The sequence below is a fragment of the Massilia sp. 9096 genome (genome assembly GCF_000745265.1).
Classification (GTDB): Bacteria; Pseudomonadota; Gammaproteobacteria; order Burkholderiales; family Burkholderiaceae_D; genus Telluria.
Window position 1 is genome coordinate 1,249,708 of the sequence record NZ_JQNN01000001.1, and the last position, 20,416, is coordinate 1,270,123.

The 20,416-nt window shown below is 68.8% G+C and carries 16 protein-coding genes and 3 pseudogenes; 9 read left to right on the forward strand and 10 right to left on the reverse strand.

Translation table 11 applies throughout. The features are described 5' to 3' along the window. Nucleotides 1-62 precede the first annotated feature (62 nt). From FA90_RS05475 to FA90_RS05485, 3 genes are all read left to right on the forward strand, one after another. Nucleotides 63-998 (forward strand): LysR family transcriptional regulator, encoded by a 936-nt coding sequence (locus tag FA90_RS05475; RefSeq protein WP_051971455.1) that lies wholly within the window; start codon nucleotides 63-65, stop codon nucleotides 996-998. Further along, on the forward strand, nucleotides 995-1,792 hold the full coding sequence (locus FA90_RS05480) for a hypothetical protein (protein ID WP_036166751.1): 798 nt from the start codon (nucleotides 995-997) through the stop codon (nucleotides 1,790-1,792). The genes FA90_RS05475 and FA90_RS05480 overlap by 4 nt, the downstream gene beginning before the upstream one ends. Nucleotides 1,793-2,025: 233 nt before the next feature. Continuing rightward, entirely contained in the window at nucleotides 2,026-2,520 is a 495-nt protein-coding gene (locus FA90_RS05485) for a heme-degrading domain-containing protein (RefSeq protein ID WP_036166753.1), read from the forward strand. 108 nt (nucleotides 2,521-2,628) lie between these two features. Here the strand turns inward: FA90_RS05485 and FA90_RS05490 are convergent, their stop codons facing one another. The 3 genes and pseudogenes from FA90_RS05490 to FA90_RS05500 form a co-directional block, all read right to left on the reverse strand. Next, nucleotides 2,629-2,952 carry a hypothetical protein gene (locus tag FA90_RS05490; protein WP_156116598.1) on the reverse strand — a complete coding sequence of 108 codons (324 nt, stop codon included), beginning with the start codon at nucleotides 2,950-2,952 and terminating at the stop codon, nucleotides 2,629-2,631. 251 nt (nucleotides 2,953-3,203) lie between these two features. Then, a pseudogene (gene sbcB, locus FA90_RS05495) lies at nucleotides 3,204-4,859 on the reverse strand (exodeoxyribonuclease I). A gap of 46 nt (nucleotides 4,860-4,905) precedes the next feature. Next, nucleotides 4,906-7,179, reverse strand: a complete 2,274-nt coding sequence (locus FA90_RS05500; RefSeq protein WP_081933668.1) for a heparinase II/III family protein — start codon at nucleotides 7,177-7,179, stop codon at nucleotides 4,906-4,908. A 123-nt stretch (nucleotides 7,180-7,302) separates the two neighbouring features. On the opposite strand from FA90_RS05500, the pseudogene FA90_RS05505 reads away from it, so the two are divergent. Next, a pseudogene (locus FA90_RS05505) lies at nucleotides 7,303-8,228 on the forward strand (bile acid:sodium symporter family protein). Between the two features lie 16 nt (nucleotides 8,229-8,244). Here the strand turns inward: FA90_RS05505 and FA90_RS05510 are convergent. After that, nucleotides 8,245-9,540, reverse strand: a complete 1,296-nt coding sequence (locus FA90_RS05510) for an NAD(P)/FAD-dependent oxidoreductase (protein ID WP_036166759.1) — start codon at nucleotides 9,538-9,540, stop codon at nucleotides 8,245-8,247. Nucleotides 9,541-9,591: 51 nt separating this feature from the next. After that, nucleotides 9,592-10,014, reverse strand: coding sequence for a hypothetical protein (locus FA90_RS05515; protein WP_036166762.1), 423 nt, complete (start codon nucleotides 10,012-10,014; stop codon nucleotides 9,592-9,594). Between the two features lie 103 nt (nucleotides 10,015-10,117). On the opposite strand from FA90_RS05515, the gene FA90_RS05520 reads away from it, so the two are divergent. Then, nucleotides 10,118-11,107, forward strand: a complete 990-nt coding sequence (locus FA90_RS05520) for a LysR family transcriptional regulator (protein WP_081933669.1) — start codon at nucleotides 10,118-10,120, stop codon at nucleotides 11,105-11,107. On the opposite strand, the gene FA90_RS24815 is transcribed toward FA90_RS05520, so the two are convergent. From FA90_RS24815 to FA90_RS05540, 4 genes are all read right to left on the reverse strand, one after another. Further along, complete coding sequence (locus FA90_RS24815) at nucleotides 11,055-12,215, reverse strand: sensor histidine kinase (protein WP_081933670.1); 1,161 nt, start codon at nucleotides 12,213-12,215, stop codon at nucleotides 11,055-11,057. The two genes, FA90_RS05520 and FA90_RS24815, sit on opposite strands and share 53 nt — an antisense overlap. A gap of 191 nt (nucleotides 12,216-12,406) precedes the next feature. Continuing rightward, on the reverse strand, nucleotides 12,407-13,051 hold the full coding sequence (locus tag FA90_RS05530) for a response regulator transcription factor (RefSeq protein WP_036166765.1): 645 nt from the start codon (nucleotides 13,049-13,051) through the stop codon (nucleotides 12,407-12,409). Further along, nucleotides 13,029-13,394, reverse strand: coding sequence for a hypothetical protein (locus FA90_RS26880; RefSeq protein WP_036166767.1), 366 nt, complete (start codon nucleotides 13,392-13,394; stop codon nucleotides 13,029-13,031). The genes FA90_RS05530 and FA90_RS26880 overlap by 23 nt, the downstream gene beginning before the upstream one ends. A gap of 100 nt (nucleotides 13,395-13,494) precedes the next feature. Continuing rightward, complete coding sequence (locus FA90_RS05540) at nucleotides 13,495-14,118, reverse strand: response regulator (RefSeq protein WP_051971459.1); 624 nt, start codon at nucleotides 14,116-14,118, stop codon at nucleotides 13,495-13,497. Nucleotides 14,119-14,524: 406 nt separating this feature from the next. Between FA90_RS05540 and FA90_RS05545 the strand changes: the two genes are divergently transcribed. The 4 genes and pseudogenes from FA90_RS05545 to FA90_RS05560 all read left to right on the forward strand — a co-directional run bounded on the left by FA90_RS05545 (nucleotide 14,525) and on the right by FA90_RS05560 (nucleotide 18,403). Beyond that, on the forward strand, nucleotides 14,525-15,289 hold the full coding sequence (locus tag FA90_RS05545) for an efflux RND transporter periplasmic adaptor subunit (protein ID WP_373994590.1): 765 nt from the start codon (nucleotides 14,525-14,527) through the stop codon (nucleotides 15,287-15,289). Between the two features lie 106 nt (nucleotides 15,290-15,395). Further along, nucleotides 15,396-16,100: pseudogene (locus FA90_RS27145) on the forward strand (efflux RND transporter permease subunit); the annotation flags it as partial. Nucleotides 16,101-16,242: 142 nt separating this feature from the next. Further along, the gene (locus FA90_RS05555) at nucleotides 16,243-17,100 is read left to right on the forward strand and encodes a creatininase family protein (protein WP_036166772.1); all 858 of its coding nucleotides are present in this window, start codon (nucleotides 16,243-16,245) and stop codon (nucleotides 17,098-17,100) included. A gap of 178 nt (nucleotides 17,101-17,278) precedes the next feature. Beyond that, nucleotides 17,279-18,403, forward strand: a complete 1,125-nt coding sequence (locus tag FA90_RS05560; protein WP_156116844.1) for a YncE family protein — start codon at nucleotides 17,279-17,281, stop codon at nucleotides 18,401-18,403. A gap of 89 nt (nucleotides 18,404-18,492) precedes the next feature. Here the strand turns inward: FA90_RS05560 and FA90_RS05565 are convergent, their stop codons facing one another. Beyond that, the gene (locus FA90_RS05565) at nucleotides 18,493-20,373 is read right to left on the reverse strand and encodes an AI-2E family transporter (RefSeq protein WP_036166774.1); all 1,881 of its coding nucleotides are present in this window, start codon (nucleotides 20,371-20,373) and stop codon (nucleotides 18,493-18,495) included. Nucleotides 20,374-20,416: the final 43 nt, after the last annotated feature.

Sequence of the window (20,416 nt, forward strand, 5' to 3'; positions counted from 1 at the left end):
GACGCATGATCCGCCAGTTCGAGTGATTTGATAATTGCAATTTTCTGGCGTATTCTTGTGTCATGCGCATCAATTACGACATCCTCGATCTGCAGGCTTTCGTCGCGGTGGCGGAACGGGCCAGCTTCCGCCAGGCGGCGGCCGACCTGTTCCTGTCGCAGTCGGCACTCAGCCGGCGCATCGACAAGCTCGAGGAAAGCCTGGGCGTCAAGCTGTTCGAGCGCACCACGCGGCGCGTGCAGCTGACCAACGTCGGCGAGACCTTCCTGGTCAACGTGCGCACCGCGCTCGGCGGGCTGGAAGACGCGGTGCTGGGCATCGCCGACCTGGCCGCGCACCGCACCGGCACCGTCACCTGCGCATGCGTGCCGTCGGCGGTGTGGCATTTCCTGCCGGAGGTGCTCAAGCGCTTCAGCGAGCGCTACCCGCGCATCCGCGTGCGCGTGCACGACGAAAGCGCCCAGGACGTGCTGAACCTGGTCCTGAGCGGTGAGGCGGACTTCGGCATCAACTTCGCCGGGGCGGAAAATCCGGAGATCGTGTTCGCGCCGATCCACGTCGAAAACTACGTGCTGGCGATGCGGCGCGACCATCCGCTGGCCGGGCGCGCCGTGTTGAACTGGAAGGACACCGTCGACGAGCGCTACATCTCGGTCGCCAAATCGAGCGGCAACCGCAGCGTGATCGACGCCGCGCTCGCGGGCGTGGAAAAGCACCCGGTGATCCTGTGCGAGGTGAACCACGTCGCCGGCGTTTTGGCGCTGGTCGAAGCCGGCCTCGGCGTGGCGGCCGTGCCCGGCCTGTCCGTACTGCCGGGGCGTCCGGACGGCATCGTCGGCGTGCCGCTGGCCAACCCCGAGATCAAGCGCACGCTCGGCTTGATCAGCAAGCGCGACCACAGCATGGCGCCGGCTGCGCGCACGCTGTTCGACATGCTGACCGAGGCGCTGCTGCCCGCGGCGACTGACGCGAGCGCTATTGGGGTCGCAGCGCCATGAAACGCCGATCCAGCCGTACGCCGGCGTCGACCTCCCAGCTCGATCTGCCGTTCGCCCAGGCCGGGGCGGCGCAGGCGCTGACGCACGACCTGGCCTACTACGTCGGCCTGTGCACGCTGTTCGCGGCGCACCACAAGCGCTGGCCGACGCCCGCGTCGACGCGCGAAGAATTCCGCAGCGCGCGTGTGCCGGAATACGACGGCACGCGCATCGAGCGCGAGCTGCGTTTCCCCAGCCCGGCGCTCGAGGCCGACCCGGCCTACGCGGCGCTGCTCGAGCGCTGCCGCGCCGACGGCGACGAGGTCGGTATCCATGCCCTCGATCCGCGCTATCGCGACACGCTGGAGCCCGAGGAGGTGGCGGCGCTGCTCGACGGCTTACGCCTGCCCGAAGATGCGGGTCCCGGCACGGTGCGCTACGCGACCGGCCTGCCGGCGCACGCCGAGGACGAGTTGACGCTGCGGCCAGGCGACGCCTTGCGCGCGCAGGCGCTCGCGCGCGCCGGCCTGGATGCCGCCAATGCACGCGTGCGCGCGAAGGCGTTCGCGCTGCGCGTGCGCGCGACCCCGGCGTTACGCAACTTCATGGAGAGGATCGGCATGGCGCCGCCGCCGGCGCCGGAATGGCTGGCCGACCACTACCTGCTGGCGGCCGACGACGAGGGACGGCTGTTCATCCGCTACCAGCTGCTGGCCGGTGGCCGCTATGCCGGGCGCTTCGAGCCGACGGCCTTGGTCGACACGCTGGCCGGCGTGTATGCGGCGAGCGCGGGGCTGGGCCGTCCGGGCAGCTAGATGAGCAAAACAGCGAGCCACAATACGGCTGACGGATCGCGCCACGTTCGGGAAAGGGTTGGCGCAGTCGAGCGATCAATCAGCGCTATACTTGTCAGATAACAACGACCGGAGGAGCGCGCATCGCCATGGCTGTCACACCCGTCCGAACTCTCTGCGCCGCCTTGATCGTGGCCGCCCTCACCACCAACCCCGCAGGCGCAACGGCGCCCGCCATCAAGTCAGGAAGCGCCATGAGCAAGAAGGAAAATTACCCCGCCATCGACGTCATCAAGCGCCAGGAACAGGCGCTGCAGTTCACGTCGTTCGACAACGACACCGCGCTTGCGATCGGCAACCACATCATCGAGCAGGCGAAGGCGGACAAGGTCGCGGTCACGGTGGACGTCACCGTCAACCGCAACCCCTGGTTCTTCCACGCGATGACCGGCACCAGCCCGAACAACGGCGACTGGATCCGCCGCAAGAGCAACCTGGTCAACCGTACCGGCCACGCATCGTTCTTCACACACGTCCAGGCCATCGACAACGGCCAGGACTTCAACAACCTGCCGACCTTCGACACGAAGGACTTTGCCGCCCACGGCGGCTCGTTCCCGATCATCCTGAAGGGCACGGGGCAGATCGGCACCATCACGGTGTCGGGCCTGGAAGGCGTGGACGATCATGCGATGGTCGTTCGTGCACTGAAGTGGTACCTGAAGCAGGACGCCATCCCGCTGATCTGATCCGTCGCTCGCAGGCGCCGTCTTCGACATGCCCTGCGTCCTGAGCGCCATGGCGCCGCAGCGGCGCGGTCTACACGACGTTTTGCGACGATGCGAAGACCCTGCCGACTAATCGGAGTCGCGCAGCCACGACTTGCCCTTGTCGCTTGCGGCGCTGCGGGTGGGGGCGATCGCCGGCTTGGGCGGTTTGAATTCGCGATCCGGCGAGTTGCTGCGCTTCGGAGCAGGGGATTTCGGCGTCAGAAGCGATTTCACCCCCATCATGCATCGGTAAACAGCCGCTGCGGTGGCGACGATGGCCGCGCTGATCGTGATCGCCAGCCCATCAGGCCGGGTCGCTACGATCAGGATGCCCGCCACCACGATGAGGTCGACGAGCACCATGTAGTTGAAGCTTGTGTTTGGATTGTCGGCGGAGCTTTGCTTAGGCATTACGGATCTGGAGCACGCGTGAGGTCGGGGTCGACCGCACGGCGGCATTGTACTGCATCCGCTAAAAACGTGCAGTACGGCAACATTACCACTGGCGATCAAAACGGTGACGCCGGAACCCATGGAGACACGGCCGGCAGCACAACGCGTCACCCGACGTCGTCCTGCCAGAGCGTCCGTCCAACCCGTGTGCCGAACCTCGAATGCGGCAACAGCGTCCGGAACCGGTCCGCCCGGCGGAATCGGTCGCCCTACCTGCGCCCCGCACGCACACGGCGCGCAGCCGGCGCGGCGTCGGCGCCGCCGAACAGGTCGGGCTGCACCGGCGCCGCCGTGGGCAGCGGGGTGGATGGCGGTTCGGCGCTTGTCGCCTCGACGGCAAGCGGCTCAGGCGGTTCGACCGGCGCCACCGACCCGAACGGATCGATCTCGGCGGCCAGGCGGTTGGTGTGCGCCAGCACGTCGTCGAGGATGCGGAATTTGGCCGGATCGACCGGCTCGGTGGCGGCGGCCAGCTTGCGCCGGCACCCGGCGATGGTGGCGCGCACGCTTGCCACCGTGCGGCTGCCGGGGATGCCGGTGATGAGCTTGTCGAAGCGGTGTTCTTCCCACTTGTCCTGCTCGCGCGCGGACAGCGTGCGCGGGAAGTGGCGCGCCTTGTAGCGCAGGAACAGGTCGTCCAGTCATGGGTCGGTAAAGCCCGGCTTGACCGCGGCCAGGCCATCCGCATCGAGCGTACGCAGCTGGTCGAGCAGGCGCCGGTCGGCGCCGACGAAGCCGGCGTACAGCGCCTCCTCCGGGTCGCGCTCGACGGGCTCGCGCGCAAACGCGACCTGCAGCAGCAAGGGCAGCTCGACCGCTTCGAGCACTTCGCGCAGGTCGGCCAGGTTGGCCAGCGCCGCGCCGACGTCGACGCCCAGTTCGGCGGCGCGCCCGCGCGAGAGCAGGCCCAGGTCCTTGAACACGGCCGGCGAGCGGTTCGCGGCGACGCAGTGCAGCGGCATCGGCCGGAACCTCTCGGGGCGCGCCTCCTGCTCGGTGAACAGGCGCCGGCGCAGCGTTTCGGCATCGATGTCGAGCAGCTGGCGCGGGTCCTCGCTCAGGTCCCAGGCGATCACCTCGTTGCGGTTGGTCGGGTGCATGGCCACCGCCAGCATGATGCGCACGCCCGCCGTCGCCGGCGCGCCGCGGCCGACGTGGATGAAGGGCGCCGGCTGCGCCGGGTCCGCCGGCAGCATTTCCTGCAGCGCCAGCGCCTTGTCGTGCATGGCGAAGCAATGCGCGAACAGTTGCGGCTGGCGTTCGCGGATCAGGCGCGCCAGCGCGATCGTGGCAAGCACGTCGGACAGCGCGTCGTGCGCCGATTCGTGCAGCAGGCCGTTGGCGCTGCTGATGCGCTCGAGCTTGAACGAGACTTTGCCCGCCTCGTCGCGCGGCCACTCCAGCGTCTCGGGGCGCAGCGCGTGCACGGCGCGCACCAGGGAGATGAGGTCCCAGCGCCCGCAGCCATCCTTCCATTCGCGCGCATAGGGATCGATCAGGTTACGCCACAACATGAAGCGGGTGATCTCGTCGTCGAAGGCGATCGAGTTGTAGCCGAAGGCGATCGTGCCGGGAAGGCTGAGCTGGCGGTGTACGTCCTCGACGAACTGCAGCTCGGGCAAGCCGACTTCCTCGCACAGCTGGGGCGTGATGCCGGTGACGATGCAGGCGTCCGGGTCCGGCAGGTGGTCGGGCGCCGGCTGGCAGTACAGCGTGGTGGGCGCGCCGATCACGTTCAGGTCGAGGTCGGTGCGCAGGCAGGCGAACTGCATCGGACGGTCGCGGCTCGTGTCCAGGCCCGTCGTCTCGTAGTCGAACACCAGCAAACTGTTCATGGAAGCCTCGCGTGATCGAATTGGCATCATTATAGGCGGGCGGGGCGCAGGGGCCGCGCACCGACGCGCCGCGCACTCAGTCGAAGCTGAAACGCTGCCCGGCGACCGTTACCGTGGGCGGCCCTCGCGTACGCTCGACGCGCGCGCGCGGACGCTTGCAGCCGATGTCGAGCAGCACCATGAATTCGGCCGGGGCGGCGCCGTCGTTGTTCAGGTAAAAGGCGCCATGGTCCTCGGTCACCCCCTTTTTGGGTGGCGGCCCGCTCCACCTGGCGAACGGCGCATTGCCGTTCAGGTCGCGCAGGCACACGGCCTGGCCGCCGGCGGCGATCTTCACGCTGGATCCGCTTTCGAGCTTCATCACGCTCGGTGCGTGCACGTTGAATTCGTAGGTGTGCGGCGCCTTCGCCGCCAGCGTGTCGCGCACCACGATCGCGCCGGCATGGTGCAGATAGACCACCTGGCGCCGCGCCCGCGTCAGCTGGCCGCCGTAGGCCGGCGTGGCGTCGCCTTCGGCGTAATCGTAGCCGGGGCGGGCGGCGAAGGCGGTGATGCGGCCGTTGCGCTGGAGCTGCTCGCGGTAGCCGTCGATCCGCTGCCCCTTGCCGCCATCGAAGGTGATCGCGTTCTGCGCGCGGGTCTGGCGGTACCAGTCGCTCCACAGCGGCGAGCCGTACCAGTCGTACCAGCCGGCCTTGACCAGCAGCGGCCGGCCGGCGACGTTCAGGAGCAGGCCGTTCTGGTCGCCGTGGCTGTGGTTGAACGAGCCGTAGGGGCTGGACTTGAAGTAGAACGCGGTATCCTGGCTGGCGCCGATGTCGCTGTGGACCGCCACCCAGCCGATGCTCGGGAACCAGGCCGAGTTCGACGGCGCGATCCCGCGCCGGGTTGCCGTCACCGGCATCGGGTAGGGCGCTTCCAGCACCGCCAGCGCATCCTCGGTCGCGTCCAGCCGGCTCGCGTACCAGGCGGCCTGCGGCGACGCCATGCGCCTGGCGAACGCGCGCAGCACGCGCAGGTCGGGCCGGGTCTCGGACCCGTCGCCGAAGGCGTGCACCGGCGCGCCCGGCGGCACGAACTCGATGAGGAAGTCGAGAAAGCCGGCGGTCCACGGCTTGAGGTACATGTTCACGCCGGTCGCCTGCAGGATCGGGTCCCACAATGCGATGAAGTAGCCGGCCGTGTACTCGGCGTAGGCGGTGCCGTTGGCATAGCCGCCTTCCGGCCCCGACCACGGCTCCGGCTTGCCGGCATGGGCGCGCAAGCTGAAGTCGAACCATTTTTGCGCCTCGGGCAGGTCGCCCAGCGCCAGCGTCGAGACCAGCGCCAGGTAGCCCTGCAGCGTGGCGCCGTGCGAATCGAAGGGGTGCTGGTCGAGGCGGCCACCATCTTGCGTCAGGTTGGCGAACATCTCGCCGGCGCGCACGCGCACGACATTCAGCCACTGCACCTTGCGCTGCCTGCCCAGGTCGGCGGCCAGCAGGTCGGTGGCCTTGACCAGCGCCAGCGCGATCTGGCGCGTCGCCTGGTCCTGGTGGGCATAGCTGGTCGGCCCCTGCGGATCCAGGGCCGCCAGCTGGTCGCCGCGCTTGAACGCTTCCTGCAGGGCCGCCGTATCCTTCTTGAGGCGCCACAGGATGGCCGCCGCTTCCAGCTGGCGCGACGCCTCGTCGATGCGGTGCGCGATCTCGCTCTGCTGGGCCGCCATCGCGGCGGTCAGCGGCGAGGTGATCGGCAGCGGCCAGCGTGCGTCGGCCAGGTCGGGCAGCGTCCCGGTCTGCAGCCTGACTTCGTTGGCCAGGCGGCTCAGGTAGGGTTCCAGGTCCTGCTTCCTGGCCGGGCTCCAGCTGGCGTACGGCGTGAACGACGGCGCCAGCGCGCGCGGGCGCGGGCGCGCGAGGATGCGCGCGCGCAGCGTGGCATTGTCCGGCACCTCGAAGGTGGTCGAGCCGGCGTCGATCGAGAACGCACGCGGGTCCGACCAGTCGTTCGTGCCGGCCGCGCGCACGCGCCAGGTGTAATTGCCCGGCGCCAGCGCGCGGGTCGGCAGGTACCAGTTGCGATCGGCCGTCGCGCCGGACGCCGGCCCGTCGCGCGGCTGGATGCGGATGTCGTAGCGCGCGGCGCCGCCGGGATACCGCGCCCAGGTGAAAGTGGGCGGGTTCTGCCGCTGCGCCACGCCGTCGGCCGGGGTGGCGCGCACGACCAGCGGATCGGGCGACTGCGCCCAGTCGGCATGGGCGGGCGCGGGCCATGGCAGCGCTGCCAGCAGCGCAGCCAGCAGCGTCTCCGCCAGCGAGTGATGGCCGGCGGTGGCGGCGATCCTGCGTCGATGCGATCTCCTGCCCATGCCCTGTGCGTATCGTTCAACCAAGCGGGAAAACAGCGTATGTGGACAATGGTTGAGTCGATTTGGCCTGGATAAGTTCCCGCGCGTACAATGCAGTTTGAATTTCATTAAGGGAATCGCCGCGTGAATGCAGTCGAAAAAGCCAGCGCCTTCGTGGGCAAGACGTTTTCTTTCTGGGTGCTGCTGTTCGCCTGCTTCGGCTTTTTCGCGCCCCAGCTGTTCGTCGGCTACAAGACCTGGATCACGCCGCTGCTCGGCATCGTCATGTTCGGCATGGGCCTGACGCTGTCGACCGCCGACTTTCGCGAAGTGCTGCGCCGCCCGCGCGACGTGCTGGTCGGCGTGGTCGGGCATTACCTGATCATGCCCGGCATCGCGTATCTGCTGGCGCTGGCGCTACGCCTGCCGCCGGACATCGCGGTCGGCGTGATCCTGGTCGGCTGCTGCCCGAGCGGCACCGCGTCGAACGTGATGACCTTCCTGGCGCGCGGGGACGTCGCGCTCGGGGTGTCGATCGCGCTGGTCTCGACCCTGATCGCGCCGCTGGCCACGCCGGCGCTGGTGTCGCTGCTGGCCGGGACCTGGATGGACATCAATACCGGATCGCTGTTTCGCGACATCGTGCAGGTGGTGATCGTGCCGATCGCGCTCGGCGTCGTCGTCAAGACCCTGTTTGCGCGCCAGGCGGCGGCCAGCGTCAAGGCGCTGCCGCTGGTGTCGACGATCACGATCGTGTTCATCATCGCCATCATCGTCGGCCTGAACCAGGCCAAGATCCTGTCCAACGGCTTGCTGATCCTGGGCGCGGTGGTGCTGCACAACCTGCTCGGCCTGGCGCTCGGTTATGGCTTCGCGCGCCTGTTCGGCATGAACCTGGCCAAGCGCAAGGCGGTGATGCTCGAGACCGCATGCAGAATTCGGGACTGGGTGCGGCGCTCGCGGCCGCCCACTTCAATCCGCTGGCGGCGGTGCCGAGCGCGCTGTTCAGCGTGTGGCACAACCTGTCCGGATCGGCGCTGGCCACCTGGTTCGCGCGCCGCCCGGACTGATCAACGCGGTGCCGGCTCAGTGCCAGCGCACCGGCATCATCATCTTGGAGCGGAACCAGCGCGCCAGCACGTTGGCGGCCATGCGCACCGGACCGAGGTGGCCCATCACGTGGCGCTGGTAGGTCAGGCCGTACATCGCCAGCGCGAACGTGCCCTTGACGCGCACGTTGTGCTTGCCGATCGCGCGGCGCAGGATGCCGACGGCGTCGCCGCGGCCGAGCGACACCAGCGTGCCGTAGTCGCGGTACTTGAAGCCCGGCAGCGCGTCCGGCTGCGCGTGCGTCAGCAGGTTGGCCAGGTAGATCGCCTGCTGGCGTGCGGCCTGGGCGCTGGGCGGCGCGATCGCGCTCTTGTCCGGGTTCTGCAGCGTGCAGCAGTCGCCCAGCGCGTGGATCTCGGGGTCGCTCACGCTGCGCAGATGCTCATCGACCAGCAGCTGGTTGCTGCGGTTGAGCAGCACGTTCAGGTGCGTGCTGAAGTCCGGCCCCTTGACGCCGGCCGCCCACACCGTGATCGCGGCCGGGAACACGCGTCCGTCGACGGTCGCGACCGCGTCCTCGCGCACCTCGGCAACCGCGGTGTCGGTGCAGATCACGATGCCCATCGCTTCCAGCTTGCGCCGCGCCAGGTTCGAGGCCTCGGCGTCCAGCGACGGCAGCACCTGCGAGCCGCGCTCGACGATGCGGATGCGCACCTGCTGCGGCGCCGCCAGGCCGGACAGGCCGTAGTGGGCCAGCGTGTCGACGGTCTGGCGCAGGTCGGCGGCCAGCTCGATGCCGGTCGGGCCGGCGCCGACGATGACGATGTCCAGCGCCGAGTTGGCCTCGGGCTGCGCCTGGCGCCGGCGTCCGGCCGCATCGCACAGCTGCAGGAAGCGCTTGCGGAAGGCTTCGGCGCCGGCGACGCTGTCGAGCGCCATGCAGTGCTGCTCGGCGCCCGGGATGCCGAAGAAGTTGGTCACCGAGCCGTAGGCCAGCACCAGGCGGCCGTAGTCGAGGACGGTGTGGCTGTCGGCCATGTCGTCGAAGCGGCTGCGCACGGTCAGCGTGCGTTGGACGCGGTCGACCTGCACGACTTCGCCGCACACGAAGGTGAAGTGGTTGTCGATCGCCTGGCGTGCGTAGTCGATGGTGTGGCTGGCCGGATCGATGGTGCCGGCGGCGACTTCGTGCAGCAGCGGCTTCCAGAAGTGCGTCGGCGCGGTGTCGATCAGGACCACGCGGTCCTTGTGGCGTGGGCCGAGGGTGCGCCCGAGCCGGGTCGCGAGTTCGAGGCCGGCGACGCCGCCCCCGACGATGACGATGGATTGCATGGGTGTACTCCTGGTAGTCGAATTCGGTGTGACGTGGCTCGGTGGCGCGGCTCAGTGGCGTGCGTCGGCGGCGCGGCTCGATGGCGCGGCGCGGCGGATCGTCGGGCGGCTGCCCTGCACGCCGATGCGCGCCGTGCGGGCGGCGGCGATCGCATGCGCCGAGCCGGTCACGGCCAGCGCCTCGTCGGGCGGCACGCCGAGCTGGTTCAGCACCACGGCGTAGGGCGCCTTGTGCCCGCGCGTCTTGAAATCGGCGCCGGTCAGCACGACCGAGAAGATGTGGTGGGCGGTGTCGCCGAAGCGCCGGCGCAGCTGCGGCTCGGCCTGGGCGTACGGCAGTTCGGAGATCAGCGCGCAGGGCAGGCCGCGTTCGACCGCCTGGCTCAACAAACGCTCCGCGTCCACGCCGGCGTCGCTGGCGCTTTGCATGCCCGGGAATGCGGATAAGTCGAAGATGAGCGCTTGTGCCGTCATGATGATGTCCTTTAGTGAAACCTTGTCGTCAATGTTTCCACTATACGGCTGAGCGAGCTAAAATAAAAATAAAGAATATTCGGAAATCGATCAGGTAAAGCTTATGTATCCAGCCAGTTTCAAGCAACTCCAGGCGCTCGTGCTCGTCGCGCGCCACCAGAGCGTGTCGCGCGCGGCCGAGGCGATGCACGTGACCCAGCCCGCCGTCTCGCTGCACCTCAAGCTGCTGGAAGAAGTCGCCGGCGTGCCGCTCACCCGCCGCCAGGGCCGCACGATCCAGCTGACCTCGGCCGGCGAGCTGCTGGTGGGCTACGCCGAGCGCATCCTCGGCCTGTGGGAAGAAGCCGGCGACGAAATCGCCGCGCTCAAGGGCGTGACCAGCGGTACGCTGCGCATCGGCGCGGTGATGACGGCCGACTACCTGCTGCCGCCGATGCTGGTGCGCTTCACCACCGGGCGGCCGCACGTGCGCATCCGGCTGCAGGTCGGTTCGCGTCCCGAGGTGATCGGCATGCTCAGCCGCGACGAGATCGACCTGGCCATCATGGGCACGCCGCCGCGTGAATTTCCGACCGTCGCCAGCCGCTTCGCACGCCATCCGATGGCTTTTTTCGTGGCGCCCGGCCACCCGCTGCTGGCCTTGCCGGCGCCGACGCTGGCCGACATCGCCGACGCCAACCTGCTGGTGCGCGAGCGCGGTTCGGGCACGCGCGCGGCGATCGAGCGCGTTTACCAGGAGAAGGGCGTGGCGCTGGCGATCGGGTCCGAGCTGTCGAGCAACGAGGCGATCAAGCAGATGACGGCGGCCGGCCTGGGCGTGGCCTTTTTATCGGTGCACGCCTGCACGCTCGAGCTCAGGAACCGGATGCTGTCGGTGCTGGCGGTGCCGGGAGTCGAGGTGGAAAGCCACTGGCACGTGATGCACAAGGAGGCGCGCGCGATACCCAAGGTGGCGGCGTCGTTTCAGGAATTCATGGTCGAGCACGCGCAGCAGGTCATTTCGGACGAGCTTGAGAGCATGGCCTGGCGCACCGGCGGCGCTAATCCTGCTGATGCCGGTCCTGCTGCGCCTGCGGCGCCAGCGGCAGCGTGACCACGATGCGGGTGCCGCCGCCCGGCCGGCTGTCGACCTCGAAGGCCCCGCCGAGCAGGCCGACGCGCTCGCGCATGCCGCTCAGGCCGGCGCGCCCGGCATGCGCCAGTTCCGCCTGGCGCGAGGGGTCGAAGCCGGCGCCGTCGTCACGCACGATCAATTCGAGTTCGGTGCAGGCGGCCCCGCCGTTGACCTCGACGACGGCATGGCGCGCGTGCGCGTGGCGCTGGATGTTGGTGACGCTTTCCTGGACGATGCGAAACACCGTGATCTCGATTTCGGGTGCGAGCCGGCGCGGCAGGCCGGCGTACTCGAATACCCAGGCCGGCCCCTGGCTGAATTGGCGCGTCAGCAGTTCGCGCAGCGTCGGCTCGAGGCCGAAATAATCCAGGCCGGGCGGGCGCAGCGACACCGACATGTCGCGCACAAGTTCGACCATCGCCCCGATCTCCCGCTCGGCCTGGCGCCACCACGCGTGCGCCTCGCCGGCGTGGAAGTAGGGCAGGGAACGGTGCAGCAGCATGTTCAGGGCCGTCAGGCGTTGTCCGAGCTCGTCGTGCAGCTCGCGCGCCACCGCCTTGCGTTCGGCTTCCTGGGCATTGATCAGGTCGAGCGACAGGCGCGCCAGCTTGTCGCGCTTGCAGTCGAGCCGCTCGATCAGCTGCGCGTGCTCGGCCGCCACCTGTTCCAGCGTGGCCACCAGCGAGCGCTCCCGCGTCACGTCATGCTGGGCGCCGATGTAATGCGTGATCGTGCCGTCGGCGTCGGGAAACGGAAAAAGGTGCAGCTTGTTCCAGAACATCTCGCCATTCTTGCGATAATTGCGCATCAGCACCTGGATCGCGCCGCCGTCTGCGAGCGTGCGGGAGACGGCGGCGCGCTCCGGCTGGTCGCAGTCGTCGTTCTGCAGGAAGCGGCAATTGCGGCCCAGCGCTTCCTCGGGCGTGTAGCCGGTCACCCTTTTGAAAGTCGGGTTGACGAAGACGATCGGGTAGTCGGGCGCACGCGCGTCGGCGATCACCACCGACGAGTTGCTGGCATTCAGAAAGGAAAGCAGGAACTGCCACTTCTCGTCCTGCATGTCATGCTGCATGTCATCGGGTGTCATGGCTCGGCTCTTTCACACTTTTTTAACAATCCTAAGCGAGCTGGATCATACGCGTCGCGCGACCGGCAGCCTGGCAGGCTGGGGTCGTTACCAGCACGTCCCTGGGCAAGAGGATTGTGCCTACCAGTGGCGCGTCGTTGTTTTAGAGAATCCAGGAAATTTCCTGAGACTTAACAAGGTAGAGCCGGCGATCAGTCCGGCTTCTTGATCAGGCCGTGCTTGACCGCGAACAGCACCAGGCCCACCACGTCCCTCACGCCGGTACGCTCCATGATCTGGGCGCGGTGGGCGGCGATGGTCTTTTCACTTAAGTCGAGCTCATAGGCAATTTCTTTAGTCGACTTGCGGCTGGCGATCATCGTGAGGATCTGTTGCTGGCGCGCCGTCAGGATGTCGAGTGGCTTCTCGGCGACAGCCGGCTTGCGCACGAAGCGGTCGATCATCTTCTTGGACACCGCCGGACTGAGGTAACTGTCGCCGCGCACCACGGCATTGAGCGCGATCTCGAGTTCGCCCGGCGCCGATTCCTTCAGCAGGTAGGCCGACGCGCCCAGGCGCAGCGCCTCGGCCACCAGCTCTTCGGAAGCGTGCATGCTGAGGATGATGACGTGGGTGGCCGGGCTGGCGGCGCGCACCGCGCCGAGCAGGTCGAGTCCGCTTTCATCGCCGAGCGTGATGTCCGCCACCACCACTTCGGGGCGGAACTGGCGCACCAGTTCCATGGCGTCGCGCAGATTGCTGGCTTCGCCGACGACGTTGAAGTGATCGATCTGGTTGATCAGGTTGCAGATGCCGGCGCGCACCAGCGCGTGGTCATCGACCAGTATGACTTGCATGGCGGGTCTCCAGGGAATGCAGGGGCAGGGTGGCGCCGCGTCGGGTCGAAGCCGACGCCGTCGTCGCGTACGATCGGTTCCAGTTACAGTTCCGCGCCGGCGCCCCACCGTTGATGTCGACGACCACCTGGCGCATGCGCGCATGGCGCACGATGTCGTTCAGGCTGTTCTGGACCAGGAAGAACACGCTGATCGCGGTGGCCGGGTCGACGCGCTGCGGCAGCTCCGCATCGAGCACCGAACCGTCCAGCAGCAGGCGGATCGGACCGGCGTCCAGCGCCCCGTCGTCGTGGCTGCGGTCGCCGGCGCAGGCATTCGCGGCCGGACGCGTCGTGGCGTGCATGGGTTCCTCTCGCGCGCCGTGGCGACGTACAGACGGCGCTGTTTGTGACATCTTATACAAGCGTATGACACGATGTCGCACAGCTCGTCTCGACAAAGGTTCAGGCGCCCCAGCCCAGCGCCCGCTCGACGCTGTTGCGCAAGACCGCGAACGGCGCCGGTTTGGGCAGCACCGGTATATCTTCGGGCAACGCCATCGCCGCAATGGTCGACCGGTCCAGGCCGCTTATCACGATCACCGGCATACCGGCATAGGCGGGGTTGGCGCGCAGCGTGCGGATCATGCGGAATCCGTCCATGCCCGGCATGGTCAGGTCGCTGATCAACAGGTCCGGACGCGCTTCGCCGATCCGGATCAGCGCTTCGTAGCCGTTGCCGGCCGTGATCGTCTCGACGTGCAGGCCCCAGCCCCCGATTTCCAGCTCGTGCAGGCGCAACAGGGCCGGGTCGTCGTCGACCAGCAGGATCCTCCTGGGTGGCGTAGGCGGCGCGGGCGTGACGACAGCCAGCGCCTCGGCGCGCCCGGACATCACCGCGTGCACCGATGCTGTCGCGATGCGCCGGTGTCCACCGGACGTGCGCCACGCGTGCAAGGTGCCGTTCTCGACCCAGAGCTGGATTGTGCGATGCGATACGCCGAGCAGGGCGGCGGCCTCGGCGGTGGTGCAAACGTCGATGGCGCCGCTGTCCGGGTCAGCGGCGCTGTGCGGATGCGCGTCTTTCATGTTGGTGTGGATACTCGGTTGGTGGTACGGGAGCGTTGCCGGGAGGCAGGGACGGGCGCTGTATTGACAAGCGCATTGGCAGTGTAGACGGGCCGGACGGACGTTGGAATCGGGATTGTCCCTAGGGAGCACAGGAGTTTCCTTAGGGCATGCGAGTATTTTCCCTAGGAAGCTCCGATGCGTGCCTTGCGCAATCGGACACTGAAAGCAGTCGGCATGCGTGCGGCACCGGCGGCAGGCCCGTGAAGCGCGCGCAGTTCCGTCAGCGCGATTAAGCCGCGTCAAACCAATGTCGGGCCGAATGCCTACCCTGAACGGATAAGCCGAACAGGGAGAAAGGGATGCTGTGCGCGATGCGATGCGCGAAACTGCGCGAGCGAATGTGCGTGAACGAAAAAGGCGGGCCGTGAACGCGCCACGTCCGTTCGCCATGATGCGTCGGCCTGCGCTGCGCTGCGCCGGGGTCATCCTATCGGCCATCGCTGCGGCGATCGCGGCTTCCGTCATATCCCCCGTCGCGCGCCGGGCGGGGGCCCGCGTTGGCCTGCTGGCCGGCCTCGCGCCTGCGCTGCTGCTGGGCGCATGCCGGCGCAACGATCCGCCTTCCGTAGGGGCTGGCGCGCACGAGCCGCCGACGCCCACCGTCACCGTGGCGCCGGCGCGGCCCGCGCGCTTGCCCGTCACGGTCGAACTGCAGGGCCGCGTCAATCCCGTGCGCGTGGCGCAGGTGCGCGCGCGCGTGGACGCGATCGTGCTCAAGCGCGAGTTCCGCGAAGGCGCCGACGTGCGCGAGGGGCAGCGTCTGTTCAAGATCGATCCCGCCCCCTGCCAGGCCAACCTCGAGAGCGCCCAGGCGTCGCTGCTGCGCGCCGAAGCCAATGTGCGCGCCCAGGAACTGCAGGCCGGGCGGTACCAAGAGCTGGTCGCGAGCAATGCGGTCAGCCGCCAGGACTACGACAACGCCATCGCCTCGCAGGGCCAGGCCTCGGCCGACGTCGCATCCGGGCGCGCTTCGGTGCGCCCGGCGCGCATCAATCTCGGCTACACCGACGTGGCCGCGCCGATCACCGGCCGGGTCGGCATCGCCGCGGTCACCGAGGGCGCCTGCGCCAGGACCTGTCCGCCGGCCGCGTGCAGACCGCCGGCCCCAACCGCGCCCGCGTCAACCTGATCCTGGAAGACGGCAGCCGCTACCCGATCCCCGGGACGCTGCAGTTTTCGGACGTCACCGTCGACCGCGGCACCGGCACGGTCCGGGTGCGCACGATCGTGCCCTATCCTCCTTCGCCAGCGGCCGCTGGACCTACGGTTCGCCCAAGCTGGAGCGCTAAAACGGCGTCTCCTCGTTCGAGATCCAGGGGCAGGGCGCGCCCGGCCACAGCACCGGCGAGGCGATCGAGGCGATGGAAAACCTGGCCAGAAAGCTGCCGCCCGGCATCGGATTCAGCTGGACCGGCATTTCGCTGCAACAGGTCGAGGCCGGCGCCCAGGCCCCCATCCTGTATGGCCTGTCGGTGCTGGTCGTGTTCCTGAGCCTGGCCGCGCTGTACGAAAGCTGGTCGATTCCGGTGTCCGTGATCATGGTGGTGCCGATCGGCATGCTCGGCGCGCTGTCGGCCGCGTTCGCGTTCGGCATGGCCAACGACGTCTATTTCCAGGTTGGCTTGCTCACCACGGTGGGGCTGTCCTCCAGGAACGCCATCCTGATCGTCGAGTTCGCGCGCGAACTGGCGGCGCAGGGCCGCAGCGCGGTCGACGCCGCACTCGAAGCCGCCGACATCCGGCTGCGCCCGATCCTGACGACCTCGCTCGCCTTCGGCCTGGGCGTGCTGCTGGCCGCGACCTTCATCGCCACCTTCCTGATCCCGATGTTCTACGTGGTCGTCGCCGACAAGCTGCGCACGCGGCGCACGCCGTCGCCGCCTACGCCGGCCGGTTCCGACGCCCCGCCCGCGGGTCCTGTGCGCGACGGCAACACTTGAACGGCGTAAATCCGCAACGCTCGCCCCCGGCCGACCCGTTGTTGCACTACAATACGGGCACAACCGCACGACGCGCATTCCGCACGCGCGCCGGCGCGCTCGCATCGGAAAAGTCATCGGAATGCTTCACCCGCAGAACACAATGCGCCGCCGCGCGTTCGCAATCGCCTGCCTGGCCATGGCGCTGGCCCAGCCTCCCATCCAGCCGGCCGCCGCCGCGCCGGCACAGAATGGCGCGAGCGCCTACCTGGAAGACCTCACTTCGCCGGAGCTGGGCGCGCGCATCGCGGCCGGCGCGGCGACGGTGCTGGTGCCGATCGGCGGGACCGAGCAAAGCGGGCCGCACATCGCGCTCGGCAAGCACAACGTGCGCGCGCACGTGCTGGCGGGACGCATCGCCGCGCAGCTGGGCAACGCCGTGGTGGCGCCGACCGTGGCCTACGTGCCGGAAGGATCGATCACCCCGCCGGTCGGCCACATGCGTTTTCCCGGCACGATCTCGATTCCCGACGGGGCTTTCGAGGGCCTGCTGGAAGGCGGCGCGCGCAGCTTTTGCCAGCATGGCCTGCGCGAGATATTCTTTTTGCAAGACCACGGCGGCTACCGCAAGAACGTCGACCGCGTCGTCGCGCACCTGAACGGCGATCGCGCCTGGGCGGCGCGCGGCTGCCGCGCCCATGCCTTGCACGACTATTACGACGCGACCCAGGCCGGCTACGTGGCCGACCTGCAGCGGCGCGGCTACAAGGATGCCGAGATCGGCCTGCATGCCGGCCTGGCCGACACCTCGCTCATGCTGGCGGTCGACCCGGCCCTGGTGCGCGGCAACCAGCTGGCCGCCGGCGCCAAGGCGGGCCCGGGCGGCGGCGTGCGCGGCGATCCGACCCGCGCCTCCGCCGAACTCGGCCAGATCGGCGTGCAGCGCCAGGTCGACGAATCGGTCAAGGCGATCCGCGCCGCACTCAGCCAACATCCCCAGAATCCAACCCAGCCAAAGTAGAAGGTCCAACGTGTCATTCAAAGCATCCACCGGCATCTGCCTGGCCTTAGGCGCCGCCACCGTCGCCGTCGTCGCCACCCGCGTCGTCGACGCCCAGAATTCGCAAGGGCCGGCGCATGCGCCCGCCGCAGCCGCGGCAGGCAATGCCGCGCCGGGCGCCATCGTCACCGTGCCCGGCATGCCGCGCGTGGTCGACGCACGCAACCTGTACAGCGAGATCGGCCCGACCCACATGAGCCCGGCCGTGCACGGCGACCTGGAGCGCATCTACGTGCCCAACCTGCGCACCGACGACGTCTACGTGATCGACCCGAATGCGATGAAGGTGGTCGACCGCTTCAAGGTCGGCGAGAGCCCGCAGCACGTGATCCCGTCCTGGGACCTGCGCACGCTATGGGTGGCCAACAACGCCGAGCGCCGCAAGACCGGCAGCCTGACGCCGATCGATCCGACCACCGGCAAGCCGGGCCAGAGCGTGCCGGTCGACGACCCCTACAACATGTACTTCTCGCCGGACGGCAAGTCGGCGATCGTGGTGGCCGAAGCGCGCCACCGCCTCGACTTCCGCGATCCGCACACGATGGCGATGCAGTATTCGATCGAGGTGCCGCAGTGCGGCGGCATCAACCACGCCGAATTCTCGATGGACGGCAAGTACGCGCTGTTCACCTGCGAATTCGACGGCGCGATGGCCAAGATCGACATGGTCGACCACAAGGTGCTGGGCTACCTGAAACTGACCATGCCGTCCACCCGCATCCGCGAAGGGTTCGACCCGAGCGCGCCGGGCGCCAGCGAGATCTGCTCGAGCAAGAAGGGCATGCCGCAGGACGTGCGCGTCTCGCCGGACGGCAAGCTGTATTACGTGGCCGATATGGAAGCCGACGGCGTGCACGTGGTCGACGGCGACAGCTTCAAGCAGGTCGGCTTCATCCCGGTCGGCATCGGCACGCACGGCCTGTACCCGAGCCGCGACGGCAAGTTCCTGTACATCGCCAGCCGCGGCACCCACCGCATCCACGGCAAGCGCCACGGCCCGGGCGGCGTCGGCGTGCTCGATTTCGCCACCGGCAAGATCGTCAAGTACTGGAAGATCCCGGGCGGCGGCAGCCCCGACATGGGCAACGTCAGCGCCGACGGCAAGTCGCTGTGGCTGTCCGGCCGCTTCGACGACGTGGTCTACCGCATCGACACCACGACCGGCGACGTGCGCCAGGTGAAAGTCGGCGGCGAGCCGCACGGCCTGACCGTGTGGCCCCAGCCGGGCCGCTATTCGCTGGGCCACACCGGCAACCTGCGCTGAATGGAAAATGGTCCGCCGGCGCGGACCTCGCCGATGAAAAAGGCCAGCATCGCGCTGGCCTTTTTTACGTCACCGATGCGCGGGCCGCTTCAGGCAGCGCCTTCCTTGGCAGGGGTGCGCTCCGGGGCGGCAAAGGCCAGCGCTTCCTCGAACGAGCGCAGCACGATGTCGACATGCTTCTCGACGATCGACATCGACACCGTCGAGCGGGCGTCGGTCACGCGCAGCGCCGCCAGCAGCGCGTCCGGCAGGCGCACGTGCAGCTCGTCGACGATGGCCAGCCACAGCTCGAGCGACTCGTCGACCGGGTAGGGCAGGATCACGCTCGAGATCAGGTCGGCGCGGTCCGGACCCGGGCTGGGGTCGCGCGGGTCGATGGTGGTGCTGCGTGCGTCGATGTCGGCTTCGCGCAGCGCCCGCACCAGCAGTTCGCTGAGCGCCTCGTCGCGTTCGGCCGGCAGGCCGGCGCACAGCACGATCGAGCGCGACGGCACGTCCAGCGACCCTTGCCAGCGGCCGTGGCGTTCCTCGCGCATCTGGCGCAGGTGCGCGCCCAGGCTGGTGTCGAGCAGGGCCACGTCGCGGCGCCGGCGCGCGCGCGTGGGCGCGCCCGACTCCGGCGTCAGCGTGCTGGCCACGGTGGCGATGATGATGCGGATCGCCGACACCTGGGTGCCGTCGATCTTGCCGGCGCGGTTGTCCGCCACCGCCATCGCCAGGCCCGGCAGCAGCACCTGGTCGCAGTAGCGCGCGAAGCTGGAACGGCGCAGGTAGGCGTAGGCGTCGGACAGGATGGTATTGGTGTCGCCGGCCAGCATGCGTTGATAGAAGCGCTGGGCCCCGCTGACGCTGGGCGCGTCGCCGAGCAGGATGGTGACCGGCTCCAGCCCGCGCAGGTGGCGTCCGGCCACCACCAGGCACAGCGTCAGGGGCGTCGACAGCAGCAGCCCGACCGGGCCCCACATCGCGCCCCAGAACACCGCCGAGACGATCACCGCCAGCGGCGACAGGCCCGAGCTGTGGCCGTAGATCTTCGGCTCGACCACGTTGGCCACCAGCAGCTCGAGGCCGGCGAACACCAGCATGCACGACACCGCCAGCGTCCAGCCCGGGTCGATCGCGGCCACGAACACCGAGATCACCACGCCGGCCGCCATGATGCCCAGGTAGGGCACGAAACGCAGGATGCCGGACAGCGCGCCCCACAGCGCCGGATGCGGCACCCCGGCCAGCCACAGCAGGAAGGCGACCAGGGTGCCGAAGGTGAGGTTGACCAGCAGCTGCGACAGGAAGAAGCGCGATACGCCCTGGGCGGCGTCGCCCAGCGTCTTGATGGTGCGGCTGACGTCGTCCTGGCCGGCCAGGCGCACCAGGCGGTCGCGCAGCGATTCGTGCTCGAGCGAGATGAACACCAGCAGCACCAGCACCAGGCCGGTCTCGCCGAGCGGTCCCCAGGCCATCGAGAAGGTGCGCGCCAGGGCGTCCTGGGTGGTCAGGCGCGGCGCGCGGATCTCGACCGGCAGCGGCTGGTCGGGGCGGACCACGATGGTGGTCATGTTGCGCCGTCCGCTCAGCGCCGCCGGCGCTTGCGGCGCCACGGCGTTCATCTCGGCTTCCAGGCGCGCGAACGGCCGCTCGGTCAGCTCGCGCACGGCCGCGACCTTGGTGCGGATCGCGGCCCGGTATTTCGGCAGGTCCTCGGTCACGCCGCGCAGCTGGAAGAACAGGACGATGCCGATGCCGACCACGCAGGTGCCCAGCGCCAGCACCGACAGCAGCGTGGCCGGGAATTGCGGCAGGCCGATGCGGCGCAGCGTACGGATCAGCGGCGCCAGCGCGAGGCTGAGGATGGTGGCCAGGGCCAGCGGTTCGAGGACGTCGCGGCCGACGTAAATAAGGCCGAGGACGCAGGTCGCCGTGACGATCGAGCCCGAGGTGATGTGCTTGAACAGGGAAGAAGAATCGCGCATTCGCGGGGCGGTGGATGGGCGGCGGCGCAGCCCGGGGCATCGA